Origin of the sequence: Burkholderia lata, assembly GCF_000012945.1 — a bacterium.
GTDB lineage: Bacteria > Pseudomonadota > Gammaproteobacteria > Burkholderiales > Burkholderiaceae > Burkholderia > Burkholderia lata.
On the sequence record NC_007511.1, the window covers coordinates 2,154,257 to 2,169,196 of the forward strand.

General features: G+C 68.4%; 16 protein-coding genes. 3 read left to right on the plus strand and 13 right to left on the minus strand.

All coding sequences use genetic code 11. From position 1 onward, the window contains the following. Nucleotides 1–11 precede the first annotated feature (11 nt). Nucleotides 12–1,496 carry a PLP-dependent aminotransferase family protein gene (locus tag BCEP18194_RS32155; protein WP_011355480.1) on the minus strand — a complete coding sequence of 495 codons (1,485 nt, stop codon included), beginning with the start codon at nt 1,494–1,496 and terminating at the stop codon, nt 12–14. Nucleotides 1,497–1,699: 203 nt separating this feature from the next. Here BCEP18194_RS32155 and BCEP18194_RS32160 point away from each other — a divergent pair, with 203 nt between their 5' ends. Continuing rightward, nucleotides 1,700–2,050, plus strand: coding sequence for a hypothetical protein (locus BCEP18194_RS32160; RefSeq protein WP_011355481.1), 351 nt, complete (start codon nt 1,700–1,702; stop codon nt 2,048–2,050). A 153-nt stretch (nt 2,051–2,203) separates the two neighbouring features. Here BCEP18194_RS32160 and BCEP18194_RS32165 read toward each other — a convergent pair whose 3' ends face one another. From BCEP18194_RS32165 to gtdA, 8 genes are all read right to left on the minus strand, one after another. After that, entirely contained in the window at nt 2,204–2,626 is a 423-nt protein-coding gene (locus BCEP18194_RS32165; protein WP_011355482.1) for a DUF6691 family protein, read from the minus strand. A 1-nt stretch (nt 2,627) separates the two neighbouring features. Further along, nucleotides 2,628–3,062 carry a YeeE/YedE family protein gene (locus BCEP18194_RS32170; protein WP_011355483.1) on the minus strand — a complete coding sequence of 145 codons (435 nt, stop codon included), beginning with the start codon at nt 3,060–3,062 and terminating at the stop codon, nt 2,628–2,630. Next, nucleotides 3,052–3,402, minus strand: a complete 351-nt coding sequence (locus BCEP18194_RS32175; RefSeq protein WP_011355484.1) for an ArsR/SmtB family transcription factor — start codon at nt 3,400–3,402, stop codon at nt 3,052–3,054. The genes BCEP18194_RS32170 and BCEP18194_RS32175 overlap by 11 nt, the downstream gene beginning before the upstream one ends. Nucleotides 3,403–3,498: 96 nt before the next feature. Next, nucleotides 3,499–4,860, minus strand: a complete 1,362-nt coding sequence (locus BCEP18194_RS32180) for an MFS transporter (protein ID WP_011355485.1) — start codon at nt 4,858–4,860, stop codon at nt 3,499–3,501. A gap of 80 nt (nt 4,861–4,940) precedes the next feature. Then, nucleotides 4,941–6,149 carry a 3-hydroxybenzoate 6-monooxygenase gene (locus BCEP18194_RS32185; RefSeq protein WP_011355486.1) on the minus strand — a complete coding sequence of 403 codons (1,209 nt, stop codon included), beginning with the start codon at nt 6,147–6,149 and terminating at the stop codon, nt 4,941–4,943. A 19-nt stretch (nt 6,150–6,168) separates the two neighbouring features. Beyond that, the gene (gene maiA, locus BCEP18194_RS32190; RefSeq protein WP_011355487.1) at nt 6,169–6,810 is read right to left on the minus strand and encodes a maleylacetoacetate isomerase; all 642 of its coding nucleotides are present in this window, start codon (nt 6,808–6,810) and stop codon (nt 6,169–6,171) included. A 25-nt stretch (nt 6,811–6,835) separates the two neighbouring features. Next, nucleotides 6,836–7,534: a fumarylacetoacetate hydrolase family protein gene (locus tag BCEP18194_RS32195; RefSeq protein ID WP_011355488.1), complete on the minus strand. Its 699-nt coding sequence runs from the start codon at nt 7,532–7,534 to the stop codon at nt 6,836–6,838. 90 nt (nt 7,535–7,624) lie between these two features. Continuing rightward, nucleotides 7,625–8,668 (minus strand): gentisate 1,2-dioxygenase, encoded by a 1,044-nt coding sequence (gtdA, locus tag BCEP18194_RS32200; RefSeq protein ID WP_011355489.1) that lies wholly within the window; start codon nt 8,666–8,668, stop codon nt 7,625–7,627. Between the two features lie 164 nt (nt 8,669–8,832). Here gtdA and BCEP18194_RS32205 point away from each other — a divergent pair, with 164 nt between their 5' ends. Continuing rightward, entirely contained in the window at nt 8,833–9,777 is a 945-nt protein-coding gene (locus tag BCEP18194_RS32205; protein WP_011355490.1) for a LysR family transcriptional regulator, read from the plus strand. A 211-nt stretch (nt 9,778–9,988) separates the two neighbouring features. Here the strand turns inward: BCEP18194_RS32205 and BCEP18194_RS32210 are convergent, their stop codons facing one another. The 4 genes from BCEP18194_RS32210 to BCEP18194_RS32225 all read right to left on the minus strand — a co-directional run bounded on the left by BCEP18194_RS32210 (nt 9,989) and on the right by BCEP18194_RS32225 (nt 13,671). Further along, a complete protein-coding gene (locus BCEP18194_RS32210; protein WP_011355491.1) occupies nt 9,989–11,257 on the minus strand; it encodes an NAD(P)/FAD-dependent oxidoreductase in 1,269 nt (422 codons plus the stop codon). Then, nucleotides 11,254–11,487 carry a 2Fe-2S iron-sulfur cluster-binding protein gene (locus BCEP18194_RS32215; protein ID WP_011355492.1) on the minus strand — a complete coding sequence of 78 codons (234 nt, stop codon included), beginning with the start codon at nt 11,485–11,487 and terminating at the stop codon, nt 11,254–11,256. The genes BCEP18194_RS32210 and BCEP18194_RS32215 overlap by 4 nt, the downstream gene beginning before the upstream one ends. A 127-nt stretch (nt 11,488–11,614) precedes the next feature. Next, nucleotides 11,615–12,742 (minus strand): NAD(P)/FAD-dependent oxidoreductase, encoded by a 1,128-nt coding sequence (locus BCEP18194_RS32220; protein WP_011355493.1) that lies wholly within the window; start codon nt 12,740–12,742, stop codon nt 11,615–11,617. Beyond that, on the minus strand, nt 12,739–13,671 hold the full coding sequence (locus tag BCEP18194_RS32225; RefSeq protein WP_041493601.1) for a 4-hydroxyproline epimerase: 933 nt from the start codon (nt 13,669–13,671) through the stop codon (nt 12,739–12,741). Before BCEP18194_RS32225 ends, BCEP18194_RS32220 begins: the two co-directional genes overlap by 4 nt. Nucleotides 13,672–13,922: 251 nt before the next feature. On the opposite strand from BCEP18194_RS32225, the gene BCEP18194_RS32230 reads away from it, so the two are divergent. Beyond that, nucleotides 13,923–14,843 (plus strand): dihydrodipicolinate synthase family protein, encoded by a 921-nt coding sequence (locus BCEP18194_RS32230; RefSeq protein WP_006484863.1) that lies wholly within the window; start codon nt 13,923–13,925, stop codon nt 14,841–14,843. Nucleotides 14,844–14,940: the final 97 nt, after the last annotated feature.

Genomic DNA, 14,940 nt, shown 5'->3' on the forward strand with positions numbered 1-14,940 from the left:
CGACACCGCGCTTACGTGGCCGCGGTGGCTTCCCGTACGAGGCGGCCCAGCGTTTCGAACGCCGCTTCGTGCGCCGCATCGAACACGCGCGTGCAAGCGAGCCGGATATAGCCGTCGAAGCGGTCGGAATTCGAGAAGATCGAGCCGGGCGCGATTCTGACGCCGTGCGCGAGCGCGGCGTCGAACAGCGGCTCCGAGCGCACGCCGTCCGGCAGCGCGATCCACAGCAGCATCCCGCCCGGCGGCTGGTTCATCCGGGTTCCGGCCGGGAAATGCCGTGCAATCGCATCGATCGTCACGTCGCGCTGCACGCGCAACTGTTCGCGAAACCGGTGCAGATGGCGATCGAACGCGCCTGAGCCGACGAATTCGGCCGCAACGGCCTGCAGCAACGCGGCGTTGTGCCGGCTGTGCGCGAACTTCAGCATCTTCACGCGTGCGTGCCAGCGCCCCGCGCTGATCCAGCCAAGCCGCATCCCGGGAGCCAGCACCTTGTTGAACGACGGGCAGTAGATCACCGTGCCGTCGCGGTCCCATGCCTTCACCGGCTTGACCGGCTGCGGCGCCTCGACGAGCTCGCGATAAGGCTCGTCCTCGATCACGGCCACGCCGTGGCGCGAACAGAGCGAGACGAGCGCAGCCTTGCGCTCGTCGGGCATCACGCAGCCGAGCGGGTTCTGCAGGTTCGGCACGACGACCACGGCCCGAATGTCCGGGTACGCGGTCAGCGCCACTTCGAGCGCCTCGATCGACAGGCCGGTTGTCGGGCTGGCCGGGATTTCGAGCGCACGCAAGCCGAGGCTTTCGAGCAACTGGATCAAGCCGAAGAAGGCCGGCGATTCGATCGCGATCGTGTCGCCGGGGCGCGCCACCGCGCGCAATGCGAGATTCACGGCATCGACGCCGCCGCTCGTCGACATCACGTCGTCCGGCGTCACCGTCACGCCATACGACAGCGCGCGCTTGGCCATCGTCTGCCGGAACTCGGGCGAACCGCCGACGGGCCCCGCGTCGGTCAGCAACGTGGGTTTGCGCCGTAACAGCCGGATCGCGAGCGCCTGCAGGCGCTCGGCCGGATACAGCGTGGCCAGCGCGGACGCGCCGCCGAGATTCAGCGCATCGGGCGCCGCGTTCGCGCGATCGATCACGCGCGACACACGTTCGTGCAGGCCCGCGAACGGCGGCTCGACGCTCAGCGGCGGCCCGTCGCTTTCCGGCAGCGTTGCGAGCGCGACCGCCGCGCGGCGCCGCACGAAGTAGCCGGAGCGCGGCTTCGCCTCGCACCAGCCCGTATCCTCGAGCCGCCGGAACGCCTGGATCGCGGTCGACAGGCTCACGCCGTGCTGTGCCATGAACGCGCGCACCGACGGCATCCGGTCGCCGGGCGACAGCGTACCGGCCGCGATGATGCGGCGGTAATGCTCGGCGAGCCGTTCGTAAAGCGGTTCGCCGTCCATCGGCAAGGGCGGGCGGGATGAGTCGGTGAAAGGTGTCATGCAGACGATCGTGCTCGTATGGCCGATCGCACGCCAGATACAGATTCCGGGGAAACCCACCGATACAGCGATGCAAAATCGTCGCCTGCACCGCAACAGATTCCCGGCCCCTGAATCTGTCGTGCCGAGGCCCGTTTCCCTAACCTGATTGCACGCTGTCGCCTCGCCGTCGCGAGGCCGCGCAACCGGGAAAGGGAATCGCCATGCAAACGCATCACATCCGGCTCGACGCCGGGCAAAGCCACTTTGCGTGGTTCGACAAGGGGAGTCAGGTGATCGTGCTCGATGGCGCGCTGGCGGTTACGCTGCGCCACGGCGGGCTGGACTGGCTACCCGACGCGCCGCAGCACATTCGCCGCGTGCTCGACGAAGGTGAATGCCTGACGTTCGAGACGGCCGGTCATGTGGCGCTGTCTGCCAGCGGCACGGGTGCGGTCAGTACGGCGATCGTGGAGCCGGCCGGACAGCCCGGCGTGCTCGCGGGATGGCGTGCGGCCCTACGCCGGCTGTCCGAGAGATTGCGCGGCGGCCATCGTGTGCGCGAGCATTCGTGAAATCGCGACTTGCTGCGTCAAGGAGAAGCGTCAGGCTGACACCGCATCATCCGATGGAGATCTGACGCGATCCGGTTCGGCCGCGCTCGTGCAGATCGACCGGCCTTGACCGATCAACCGCCACCGCTTGCTTGGCACGCGGTGGCCATCACCTCACCGCACACTCCTGCGACGCTCGATCCACTCGAACACCGCCATCCCGGCCAGCATCGCGACGACGAACACGATCCCCTTCGCCGATCCGAAACCGATCGACACGATCGCAGGCCCCGGGCAGAACCCGGCGATCCCCCAGCCGATGCCGAACACGGCACTTCCGGCAACCAGGCGCACGGTGATCGCCCGCACGGCCGGCAACTGCATCGGCAAACCGAGCCACGTCCGTGTCCGGCGCTTCGCCCAGGCGAACGCGAACACGGCCACGCCCATCGCGCCGGCCATCACGAACGCGAGCGACGGATCCCAGCGACCCGCCAGGTCGAGGAAGCCGAGCACCTTCTGCGGATTGGACATGCCCGACACGATGAGGCCGACGCCGAACAGCAGCCCCGCCAGAAACGCGAATCCTGCCTGCATGTCAGCCTCCCAGCACGTGCCGTCGCACGAAGACGGTCACGAAGCCTGCGACCATGAAGACCACCGTCGCGACCACCGAACGCAGCGCACCGCGCGACATCCCGCACACGCCGTGACCGCTCGTGCAGCCGCCCGCGTACCGCGTGCCGACGCCGACCAGCAGCCCGGCCGCCACCAGTTCGACCCAGCCTGCGTCGACCTGCGGCGTCAGGCGGTTCCCGGCGACGTACATCACGAGCGGTGCGGCAATCAGCCCCGCGACGAACGCGGCGCGCCAGTCGCGCTCACCGGCGCGCGCGGTGAACAGACCGCCGACGATGCCGCTGATGCCGGCAATCCGGCCGTTGAACGCGACCAGCCACGCGGCCGCGAGCCCGATCAGCACGCCGCCGGCCAGCGACAGCCACGGCGTGAAATGAAGCGCATCAAGCTGCATCGCGCTGCCCCTTCGCGGCCGGGCCGCAGAACTGTTCATACAGCACGCCCATCACCGCGATCGCGGCCGGGCTGTCGAGCGAATAGTGGATGTTTTTGCCGTCGCGGCGTGTGCGAACCAGCGCGTTGTCCCGCAACACGCCGAGCTGCTGCGACAGCGTCGGCTGGCGGATATCCAGCGCCGTCTCGAGATCGCTCACGCAGCGCTCGCCCTGGGACAGTTCGCAGAGCAGCAGCAGCCGGTCAGGATTCGACAGCACCTTGAGCAGCGCGCAGGCCGATTCGGCAGCCGCGCGCATCTGGTCGGGGTCCGGCAACCCGGTGGAAAGATCGTCGTTCATCGGGGCGGGGAAACAATTAAAGAATCAATATTATATTGATTTATATAATGATGCTCCCCGCCGCTTGCCGACAGGCGGCCTTGCGCCCTCCTTCGCTCAGGCCTGCTCGCCCGCGATCGCCTTCGCGGCAGGCATGCGCGCCGCATCGGCACGGACCACGCCGAGCGCCAGCACCGCAATCCCCGCGATCACGCACGGCGCCGCGACGACGGCAAACGCAGTCGACAACGGCACGCCCATCGCCAGCATCGCGCCGCCCGCCATCGATCCGACGACCGAGCCGCCACGTCCGATCCCATTCGCCCAGCTCACGCCGGTGGTGCGGCACTCGGTCGGATAGAACGCGGCCGACAGCGCGTTTGCGCCGACCTGCGAGCCCGACACGCAGAAGCCGGCCGCGAACACGGCAAGCGCGGCGCCCCACGGCGATCCGGCAAATACACCGATCGCGGCGACGAATACACCGGCCGCCGCATAGCTGCAGGCCAGTACGCGATGCGGGTCGAAACGGTCCATCAACCCGCCGAGGACGATCGCGCCGAGCGTGCCGCCGACCTGGAACATCGCGGTCACGCGCGCGGCCGTCTGCAACGTCGCGCCGGTCGTGCGCAGCAACGTCGGCAGCCAGCTCGACAGCAGGTAGATCACGAGCAGGCTCATGAAAAACGTGAGCCACAACAGCAGCGTGCCGCGCAGCAGGTCGGCGCTGAACAGGCGGCCGAGCGGCGACCCGGCCGGCTTGCCGGCGGGCGCGATGAACGACGCGTTCGCAAGGTGCGGGTCCGGCGCGATGCGACCGAGCATCGCCGCGATCCGCTCGCGCGCCGCGCCGGTGTTGACGAGATAGCGCACCGACTCCGGCAACCGCCACGCGAGCACCGGCAGCAGAAGCAGCGGCGCCGCCCCGCCGACGACGAGCACCGAGCGCCAGCCGTGGTGTTCGATCAGCGACGCGGCCGCGAGCCCGCCGAGCGCGGAGCCGATCGTGAAGCCGCAGAACATCGTCGTCACCAGCAGAGAACGGCGCCGCGCCGGGCAATATTCGGACGTCAGCGTGATCGCATTGGGCATCGCGCCGCCGAGCCCGAGCCCGGTCACGAAGCGCCACGCGATCAGCTCGGTCAGGCCGCCGGCACTCGCCGACGCGGCGCTCGCGATGCCGAAGCACGCCACGCAGGCGAGCAGCAGGCGTTTGCGGCCGAACCGGTCGCCGAACGGCCCGAACACGAGCGCGCCGGCCATCAGCCCGGCGAGCCCCGCGCCGAACACCGGTGCGAGTTGCGCGGGCGACAGCCCCCATTCCGCGCGGATGACGGGGGCGATGAACCCGATCGATGCGGTATCGAAACCGTCGATCGCGACGATCAGAAAGCACAGTGCGACGATCGCGGCCTGAAACGGCGCAACGCGATGCCGGTCGATCCATTCGCTGACGTCGATGGACAGCGTATCGGCCATGATGGTGTCTCCTCCAGGAAGGCGGTCGCGCGTCGTGTCGTTGAAATGCGCGCCGCCGGAATCGGGCCAACCGCGCCGCGTTACGCGACGGACTTCAGGCAATCCTTCGCGCGCCAGCCGTGCAGCCAGTCGAGCGCGTCGTAGAACTGCGCCTGCGTGCGGCCGACCCAGAGCCCGTTGCGCACCTGCCGCTCGACGCCCTTCGCGTGATAGATCCGCCCCATCTCGCGCGCCGAATACAGCACACGCGCGGTGCGCGGAATCCGCACGCGCTCGTACAGCGCGAACGCCGCTTCGAAATCGCCGTCGGTCTGTGCGACGGCCGCGCCGAGCGTCACCGCATCTTCGAGCGCCTGGCACGCGCCCTGCGCGATGTATTGCGTCATCGGATGCGCGGCGTCGCCGAGCACCGTCGCACGGCCCTCGCTCCAGCGTTCGACCGGATCGCGATCGGCGGTCGCCCAGCGCTTCCACGACGTCGGCCGGTCGAGCATCTGCTTCGGCAGCGGATGGATGCCGTCGAAGTACGACAGCACTTCTTCCTTGCTGCCCTCACGCACGCCCCAGGTTTCCTGTTCGCGGCTGTGGAACGTGACGACGAGGTTGTACTGCCGTCCACCACGCAGCGGATAGTGGACGAGATGGCAATGCGGGCCCGCCCACACGACCGGCGCATTGATCTGCAGATCCTGCGGCATGTTGTCGACGTCGACCACCGCGCGATACACGACGTGGCCCGTCACGCGATGCGCGTCGCCGATCAGCGCATGACGGATCGCGGATTTCACGCCGTCGCAACCGATCACGGCATCGGCGCGATAACGCTCGCCGTGCTGGTCGGTCACGGTCACGCCGTTGCCGCCCTGCTCGAAGCCGCACACCTGCGTGCTCGTCCGGAATTCGATCAGCGGATGATCCTTGACCGCCTCATAGACCGACAGGTGAATGTCCGCGCGATGAATCACCGCATACGGATTGCCGAAACGCTCGCGGTACGCGGCGCCCGTATCGATGCGCGCCACCTCGCGCGCATCGACCGCGTCCATCAGTTGCAGCCAGTCGGTGAACACCGCCCGGCTGCGCGCAGCCTCGCCGACACCCAGCGCGTCGAGCGCGTTGAACGCGTTCGCCGCGAGCTGGATCCCCGCGCCGATCTCGCCGATCTGGTCTGCCTGTTCGAGCAGCTTCACGCGAATGCCCTGGCGCGCGAGCGCGAGCGCCGTCGCGAGCCCGCCGATGCCGCCGCCGATTACCAGCACGCGCCGGCCGTTGTCTTTTGTCTCGCCCATGTCTGTCTCCTGCTTTGTGTTACGCGACGTAATCCGGTTGTCGCTGCGGTTGCGCGGCCTCGAATGCCGGCTCGTGCCGCGCGTGTTCAAACACCGCGAGGCTGCGCGGATACGCACTCAGGTCGCAATCCATCCGCAACGCGTTCGCGACCTGCGGCACGAGGCATACGTCGGCGAGCGTCGGCGTGTCGCCGAAGCACCACGGGCCCTCGTCCGCACGCGCGAGCAGCCGTTCGACGCCGGCCATCCCTTCCGCGATCCAGTGCCGGTACCACGCGGTCTTCTGCTGCGGCGTGACCTTCAGCTCGCTGTCGAGATAGCGCAGCACGCGCAGGTTGTTGACCGGATGGATGTCGCATGCGATCAGCGTCGCGAGTTCCAGCACGCGGGCGCGTTGGCGCAGTTCGAGCGGAATCAGTCGAGGCGTCGGCTGGATCTGGTCGAGGTAGTCGAGGATCGCGAGCGACTGCCCGAGACGGAAATCCCCGTCGACCAGCGCCGGCACCGCGGCCGACGGGTTCACGTTCGCGACGTAGGCCGCCTCGCGATGCTCGCCGGTACGGATGTTCACCGGCAGCGTGTCGTACGGCAGCCCTTTCAGCGCGAGCGCGATACGCACCCGGTAGGATGTCGAACTGTTGAAGAAGCTATGCAGTTGCACGATGTCGCCTTTCGAGGAAGATGCGTCAGACCACGCGCACGGTCAGTTCGCCGAGCCGTTCCACGCCGACCTTCATCACGTCGCCCGCGACCACCGCGCCGACACCTTCGGGCGTGCCCGTGAAGATCACGTCGCCGGGTTCGAGGCGGAAGAACTTCGACAGGTCCGCCACCGTTTCCGCAACCGACCAGATCAGGTGCGACACGTCGCTCTTCTGCTTCGTCGCCTCGTTGACGGTCAGCCACAGGCCGCCCTGCTCGAAATGACCGACATCGCTTGCCGGATGCACGGGCCCGATCGGCGCCGAACGGTCGAATGCCTTGCCGATTTCCCACGGCCGGCCCATTTCGCGCATCTTCATCTGCAGGTCGCGGCGCGTCATGTCGAGGCCGACCGCATAGCCCCACACGTGTTCGAGAGCGCGCTCGAGCGGAATGTCCGAGCCGCCCTTGCCGATCACCGCGACGAGTTCGGCTTCGTAGTGATAGTTCGAAGTCTGCGCCGGATATTCGAGATCGAGCGTTTCGCCGTACGCGACCGGCACGATCGAATCGGCCGGCTTGCAGAAGAAGAACGGCGGCTCGCGATCGGGATCGAAGCCCATTTCGCGTGCATGGGCAGCGTAGTTGCGGCCGACGCAATACACACGGCGCACCGCGAACTGCGCGTCACTGCCGGCAACGGGGAGCGCCACGGGCGCTTCAGGCGGGAAAACGAAAGTCATGAATGGCTCCAGCGTAAATACGAATGAAGGGGAGCGCGCCGCGGCGACGACGCACGGGAAACGGGAAACGAATCGTTGAAAGGGCCGGCGTCAGTCGCGCGCTTCGCGCAGCAGGTTCAGCGCGGACAGCACGGGCCGGTCGGAGTAGCTGAACAGCACGCTGTCGGACGACGCAGACAGCCGCACGGGCACCCACGACGGCGCGACGAAAATGTCGTGCGGTTCGAATTCGAATGCGTTGCCGCCGATGTGCGCGGTGCCGCTGCCTTCGACGACGCAGTAGATCGTCGCGTCGGTGCTGCGGTACGTACGGCCGTCGAAACCGGCAGGCAGGAACTGCATGAAGGTGGCGATCGTGGGCATCGGCCAGCCGCCCGTCGCGGGGTTCACGTAGCGCAGCTTCACGCCGTCCCATGCGTCGAGCTCGCCGTTCCGGTACAGCGCGTCGAGCGCTTCGCGGGTACGGGCATACGGATAGCTGAACACCGGCGACGTCGGATCGCTCACGCGATGCCGCACCGGCACCATGTTGTGACCGAAGCGCGCGAGGCTGTCGCCTTCCGGGCGATTCACTGGCTGCACGGCTTCCGGGTAGTTCTCCGCGAAGCCTGCGTCGAGGTTCGCGAGCAGCGGAATGTCGAGCCCGTCGAGCCACACGACCGGTTCGCCGCCCGCTTCCTCCGACGGGTTGCCGTGGTCGTGCCACGCCCACGACGGCGTGATGATGAAGTCGCCCGGGTGCATCGTCGTGCGCTCGCCGTTCACGGCCGTCCACGCGCCGCACCCTTCGACGATGAAGCGCAGCGCCGACTGCGTATGCCGGTGGCTCGGCGCGATCTCGCCCGGCAGGATCAGCTGCAGGCCCGCGTAGAGGGTCGGCGTCATGCTCGACTTGCCCGGCAGCCCCGGGTTCTCCAGCACCAGCACCCGGCGCACGGCTTCTTCGGCGCTGATCACGCTGCCGGCCTGCATCACGAGGTCGCGCACCTGCGCGTACTTCCAGATCGCAGCCTGCACGGCCGGCTGCGGGGATTTCGGCACGAGGTTGTGCAGCGATTCCCACAGCGGCGCCAGGCGTTGCTCGGCGATCCGTGCGTAGTAGGCGGCGCGCGACGCGTCCGGGTGGGTCGTCATGATGTCTCCTTGGAGTCGGCCGATCGGCGTCGGCGCTATGTCGGGGCGAGGACCATGCGGCAGTCCGTTAGGTGATTTATATTCGACCCAGACATACCCGGTAAAATGGTCAAATCATCTGATCCATATAATTCTGGATATACCTACTCGCGACGAGGCATGCGATGGACTGGACCCACCGGCTGCGACTGCGGCATCTGCAGGTACTGTTGAGCCTTGCCGGCACCGGCAATCTGAGCCAGTCGGCGGTCGCACTCGCGACCACGCAGCCCGCGCTGTCGAAATGGCTGAAGGAACTGGAAGAGGATGTCGGGCTGCCGCTGTTCGAGCGGCATGCGCGCGGCCTGCGGCCGACGTCGTACGGCGAAGCGCTGATCGAGCATGCGCGCCGCGTCGAAGCGCAGCTCGACGTCGCGCGCGACGACATGGCCGCGCTTCGGGAAGGCGGCAGCGGCCTCGTGACGATCGGCACGTCGGGCGTGGCGGCGGCCGACACGGTGCCGCTCGCGGTGTCGCAACTGCTGAAACGGATGCCGCGCGCACAGGTTCGGATGACCGAAAGCACGATGAACCAGCTGATGCCGCAGCTCGCACGCAGCGAACTCGATATCGTCGTGGGCCGCTCCGGATCGACATTCGTCGATCCGCTGCTGCATGCCGAAGCGCTGTATGTCGATCCGGTCGTGTTCGTCGCACGGCCCGACCATGCGCTCGCCGGTGCGACGTCGGTCGGCTGGGACGATGTGCTCGCCTACTCGTGGATCGTGTGGCCGTCGGGCACGCCCGTGCACAATGCGCTGGAGGCCGCGCTGTCAGCCGCCGGCCGCGTGCGGCCGCCGCACTGCGTCGAATCGAATTCGTCGATCCTCAACCTCACGCTGCTGAACAACACCGACCTGCTCGGCGTCGCGTCGCACCGTGCCGCGCAGCGCTTCGCGCAATTGAACGCGATCCGGATCCTGCCGATGCAGCTCGAAGGCCAGGGCGCGGTGTCGATGTACTGGCACCCCGACAGCGCGAATCGCGCGGCCGTGGCCGCGACGATCGAGTGCCTGCGGGCCTGTGCGGCCCCGCAGGTCGGTGGATGGGAGAAAGTGAAGGTGGAATGAATAGCGCGGCCCGGTGTCAACCGGGCCGTGATGCCGTGATGCCGTGATGCCGTGATGCCGTGATGCCGTGATGCCGTGTTGCCGTGTTGCCGTGTTGCCGTGTTGCCGTGTTGCCGTGTTGCCGTGTTGCCGTGTTGCCGTGTTGCCGTGTTGCCGTGTTGCCGTGTTGCCGTGTTGCCGTGTTGCCGTGTTGCCGTGTTGCCGTGTTGCATCACGCGCCGTCGCAGGATGCCGTGCCGTCCAGCATCAGCGTGCCGACCCGTGCGGGCACGAGCGGCGTACGCGGCACCGGCGGCGTCCAGCCGAACAGCGCCTGCGCAGCCGCGCCACACACGCGCCCCTGGCACGCCCCCATCCCGCAGCGGGACTGCAGTTTCGCGGCCGTCCAGCCCGGCGCTTGCGCGACTGCATCGAAACGCACGTCCTCGCAACGGCACAGCAGCGTGTCGGGCCGCGCGAGCCGGCGGATCGGTTCGCGAATCGCAAAACGCTCGCGTACGGCATCTGCAAACGCCTGCCAGTGTGCTCGTCGCGCAACGAGTGCGGCCAACTCCGTGGTCTGCCCGGTCGCCGCACAACCGGCAATTTCACCCTCGACCATCGCCAGTTCGCTACCGCCGACACCCGTACACTCACCCGCCGCGAAAACCCCGTCGCGGCTCGTGCGCTGGTGCGAATCGACTGCCACCGCGCCGTCGTCGATCCGGCAGCCGAGATGGCTCGGCAACACGGTATTCGGCACGAGGCCGAAGCCGCACGCAAGCCGGTCGCAGTCGACCTCGAACTCGCGATCGCCCTGACGAATCCGCACACGTTCGAGCCGCATGTCGCCGAACGCTTCGACGACATGCGCATCGGGCCGATAGGCGGCGGTAACGAGCTTCGCGGCTTGCACGAGCTTCGACGGCCAGCGCCACAGCCCCGCCCCGAAACCGGCCACGTCGCCCCACGCGGCCTGTTCGAGCACATGCAACACGCGCGCGCCGGCCTGACGGGCCGTCGCCGCGCTCGCCAGCAGCAGCGGCCCGCTGCCCGCGATCACCGTGCGCTGCCCGCGCACGTCGAGGCCGTACTTGATCAACGCCTGCAAGCCACCCGCACCGGTAACACCCGGCAGCGTCCAGCCCGGAAACGGCAGTAACAGTTCGCGCGCGCCGCAACAGAGAATCAGCGTGCGGAAATCGAGCAGCAGCCCGCGCTCGTCATCTTCGAGCAGCAGCGTGCCCGGCTGCGTTTCGGCAACGATGCGCGTCGCCGCGAGATGCGTGACGTTCGGCTGCCGCAACACGGCGAGCCGCCCGGCGGCGGCCGGCGTCGGCGTCGCCGCTGCGCCTTGCCGCCAGATCTGCCCGCCCGCGCGCGGGTTGTCGTCGACGATCGCGACCGTCGCACCGCTTCGCGCGGCAGCCTGCGCGGCCGACAGCCCGGCCGGGCCCGCGCCGACGATCGCGACGTCGACGCTCAGTCGTTCCTGTTTCATCGCGTGCGCTCCACCTGCATCCCGTCGCGGCACAGCGTCTGGCAAGCCAGCCGGCGGCGGCCGTCGATCGTCATCCTGCACTCCTGGCAAACACCCATCCCGCAAAACGGCGCACGCGCCGCGCCCGTGCACGACACGCGCGTCGTGTCGTCGCCGCTCGCCGCGACAGCGGCCGCGACGGTCGCACCGTCGGCCACCGTCAGCGCGCGGCCGTCCAGATGAATGATCATGTCAGCCTCCGCCGGGCCGCCCCAAGGGGGCTGACCGCCCCCGCCGGGGGCGCCGCGCATGGGACCGGAGTCAGCGCTGAAGCGCCCACTGCGGTCGACAGAGAGCGAAGTGAGCGTGGGGGTCGTTTCATGTCAGCGCTCCGGCTACAAGGGACGCGCTCAGGAAGCGTCCCGGCAAATACGGTTCGATATCGATAGGCGGCCGTTCACCGGCCATCAGCGCAGCGACGAGCCGCGCGCTGCCCGGCGCCGTCGTCACGCCGAGCCCTTCATGCCCGACCGCAAGCCACACGCCCGGCCGCGCCGGATGCTCGCCGAGCAGCGGCAGCCCGTCGGGGCTCGCGGAACGGAACCCCGTCCATGCGCGGATGCCGTTCAGGTCGGCCAGATCGGGCAGATAACCCACCGCGCGGCGCAGCATGCGTGCTAGCACGGGCGGTTCGACTTGCGCGTCCTCGGTGTCGAACTGGCGCGACGATCCGATCAGCAACTGGCCGGTCGGCCGCGGCTGCACGTTGAACGCGACCGACGTGCCGTCGCTCGCATGCGCGCTCGCCGCATAGCCCAGCTCGACGAGCTGGTGCGACACCTGGCCCGGATAGCGGTCGGTGATCAGCAGATGGCCCTTTTTGGGGCGCAGCGGCAGTTCGGGCAGCAGCGTGCGCGCGGCAACGCCGTTCGCGACGAGCACTCGCTCCGCGCGCAGCGTGTCGCCGCTCGCGAGCGTCACGCTCGGGCCATCGACCGCGACGGCCCGGTCGCGCCGCAACGTGATGCGCGGCGCGCGCTGCAGCAGCCAGTTCGCGGTGACGGGCGCATAGAGGATCGCATCGCCGGGAATCTTCAACGCGCCGCCAAGGCCCGCACGCAGCATCGGCTCCAGCTGCGCGAGCGTCGCCGCGTCGATCAGTTCGCCCGCCACGCCGTGCGCGGCCAGCGTCGCCTGCTTCGCGCGCGCCAGATCCATTTCGTGCGCATCGGCGGCGAGCCACAGCGTGCCGCAGTTGCGGTACGCGCACCCTTCGGGCATCTCGCCGCTCAGCGCGCGCCACAGTTCGATCGAGTAATGGCTCAGCGCGAGTTCGGCTGCGTTGTCGTCCATCGCGACGAGGTGCCCCATGCCCGCGCCGGTTGCGCCGCCGCTCGCGTCGTCGACGACGAGCACGCGCAGCCCGCGCTGCGCGAGTTCGTGCGCGCACGCCGCACCGACGATGCCGGCGCCGATCACGACGACATCCGTCTTCGTGTCGCTCACGGCGCAATACCCCAGCCGAACGGATCGTCTTCCTCGATCAGCAGCGTCGCTTCCGCGCTCAGGTGCGCGCTGCCGCGGATCGTCGGCACGATGCCGACTTCGGCCTGCTCGTAGCTCGCCCGGAACACGCTGCCGATCACGCTCGCCTGCCGCCATACGGCGCCCGGCGCGAGCTTGCCGTCGGCCGCGAGACACGCGAGCTTCGCGCTCGTGCCGGTGCCGCACGGCGAGCGGTCGTATGCGAGGCCCGGGCACAGCACGAAGCTGCGGCTGTCGTGCTCGGGGTCATCGGCGAACAGCTCGATATGGTCGATCTCGCCGCCGTTCGCGCCGGTGATGCCCGCGCGTTCGAGCCCTTCTCGCACGGCAGACGCATACGCGGTGAGCGCCGCGACGTTGTCGCCGGCGACGCGCTGCCCGTGGTCGCTGATCAGGAAGAACCAGTTGCCGCCCCACGCGATGTCGCCCTTTACGGGGCCGTAACCCGGCACGTCGAGCGCGACGCCCTGCGCGTGGCGATACGCGGGCACGTTGCGCACGCTGACCGACAGGTCGTCGTGCAGCGTCGCTTCGACGGTGCCGACCGGCGTTTCGATCCGGTGCACGCCGGGCGCGATGCGCCCCATATGGTGCAGCGTGCGCACGACGCCGATCGTGCCGTGCCCGCACATCCCGAGATAGCCGCTATTGTTGAAGAAGATCACACCGGCCGCCGCATCGGGCGACACGGGTTCGCACAGCAGCGCACCGACCAGCACGTCGCTGCCGCGCGGTTCGAGAATGCATGCGGTGCGGTAGCGGTCGTGCTCGCGCGCGAGCACGTCGCGGCGCTCGGCCATCGTGCCGCTGCCGAGCGCGGGGAAACCGGACACGACGAGCCGAGTGGGTTCGCCGCCCGTGTGCGAATCGATGATCTGGATGCGCTTCATCATGAGCCGTCCGAAGTGGGGAAAGGAGCACAGCTTCCTCCGTCGCGCGTCCGCCCGCTTGTGGCTTTTCGATGAGGACGACGACGAAATCGGCATAGTGCGAAGCGCCCTTCCCGCGCCGTCCGGTCGCTGTGCCGATTTCGTCATTTTGCTCCGCGATACGACTCAAGCGTGATGGGCATTTGCGCGGCGATACTGGTTGCCACACCGACACCTGTCGGCCGACCGATACAAACACGTAGGAGATTGAAGTGAGCCGAAACGCCATTCAGTGGACCGGGGTTTTCCCGGCCGTCAGCACCCAGTTCAAGCCGGACTTTTCCCTCGACATCGACGCCACGCACCGCGTGGTAAAGAACCTGGTGAACGACGGCGTGTCGGGCCTCGTGGTCTGCGGCACGGTCGGCGAAAACACGTCGCTGTCGACGAGCGAGAAGCTCCAGGTGATCGAGGCTGCACGCGACGCAGCCGGCGGCAAGATTCCGGTGATCGCCGGCATCGCCGAATTCACGACCGAATTCGCACGCAACACGGTGCGTGAAGCGCAGCGCGTCGGCGTCGACGGCGTGATGGTGATGCCCGCGCTGGTCTACTCGGCGAAGCCGCACGAAACCGCCGCCCACTTCCGCGCGGTCGCAACCAGCACCGACCTGCCGGTGATGGTCTACAACAACCCGCCGATCTACAAGAACGACGTGACGCCCGACGTGCTGATCGCGCTGCAGGATTGCGAAAACATCGTCTGCTTCAAGGATTCGTCGGGCGATACGCGCCGCTTCATCGACCTGCGCAACGCGGTCGGCGATCGCTTCGTGCTGTTCGCGGGCCTCGACGACGTCGTGGTCGAGAGCATTGCCGTCGGCGCCGAAGGCTGGGTGTCGGGCATGTCGAACGCGTTCCCGAAGGAAGGCGAGACGCTGTTCCGCCTCGCGAAGCAGAAGCGTTTCGACGAAGCGCTCGCGCTGTATCGCTGGTTCATGCCGCTGCTGCACCTCGATGCACGCCCCGATCTCGTGCAGTGCATCAAGCTGTGCGAAGAGCTGGTCGGCCGCGGCAGCGCGATCACGCGTCCGCCGCGCCTCGCACTGCAGGGCGACACGCTCGCGGAAGTGAAGGCCATCGTCGCGAAGGCGCTCGAAACGCGCCCGGCGCTGCCCGACGTCGGTCTCTGATCGACTCCCCTGCGGCGGCGCGCGGGCTTCCCTGCACGCCGCCGTCTCCGGTCCGGCATTGGCCCGCGGGCCCGTTCGCACCGGCGCCAGCCCGCGC

Excerpts from the sequence above, each read along its gene's own strand:
- BCEP18194_RS32155 (WP_011355480.1), bottom strand. The coding sequence starts at position 1,496 with ATGACACCTTTCACCGACTCATCCCGCCCGCCCTTGCCGATGGACGGC.
- BCEP18194_RS32160 (WP_011355481.1), top strand. The coding sequence starts at position 1,700 with ATGCAAACGCATCACATCCGGCTCGACGCCGGGCAAAGCCACTTTGCG.
- BCEP18194_RS32165 (WP_011355482.1), bottom strand. The coding sequence starts at position 2,626 with ATGCAGGCAGGATTCGCGTTTCTGGCGGGGCTGCTGTTCGGCGTCGGC.
- BCEP18194_RS32170 (WP_011355483.1), bottom strand. The coding sequence starts at position 3,062 with ATGCAGCTTGATGCGCTTCATTTCACGCCGTGGCTGTCGCTGGCCGGC.
- BCEP18194_RS32175 (WP_011355484.1), bottom strand. The coding sequence starts at position 3,402 with ATGAACGACGATCTTTCCACCGGGTTGCCGGACCCCGACCAGATGCGC.
- BCEP18194_RS32180 (WP_011355485.1), bottom strand. The coding sequence starts at position 4,860 with ATGGCCGATACGCTGTCCATCGACGTCAGCGAATGGATCGACCGGCAT.
- BCEP18194_RS32185 (WP_011355486.1), bottom strand. The coding sequence starts at position 6,149 with ATGGGCGAGACAAAAGACAACGGCCGGCGCGTGCTGGTAATCGGCGGC.
- BCEP18194_RS32195 (WP_011355488.1), bottom strand. The coding sequence starts at position 7,534 with ATGACTTTCGTTTTCCCGCCTGAAGCGCCCGTGGCGCTCCCCGTTGCC.
- gtdA (WP_011355489.1), bottom strand. The coding sequence starts at position 8,668 with ATGACGACCCACCCGGACGCGTCGCGCGCCGCCTACTACGCACGGATC.
- BCEP18194_RS32205 (WP_011355490.1), top strand. The coding sequence starts at position 8,833 with ATGGACTGGACCCACCGGCTGCGACTGCGGCATCTGCAGGTACTGTTG.
- BCEP18194_RS32210 (WP_011355491.1), bottom strand. The coding sequence starts at position 11,257 with ATGAAACAGGAACGACTGAGCGTCGACGTCGCGATCGTCGGCGCGGGC.
- BCEP18194_RS32215 (WP_011355492.1), bottom strand. The coding sequence starts at position 11,487 with ATGATCATTCATCTGGACGGCCGCGCGCTGACGGTGGCCGACGGTGCG.
- BCEP18194_RS32225 (WP_041493601.1), bottom strand. The coding sequence starts at position 13,671 with ATGAAGCGCATCCAGATCATCGATTCGCACACGGGCGGCGAACCCACT.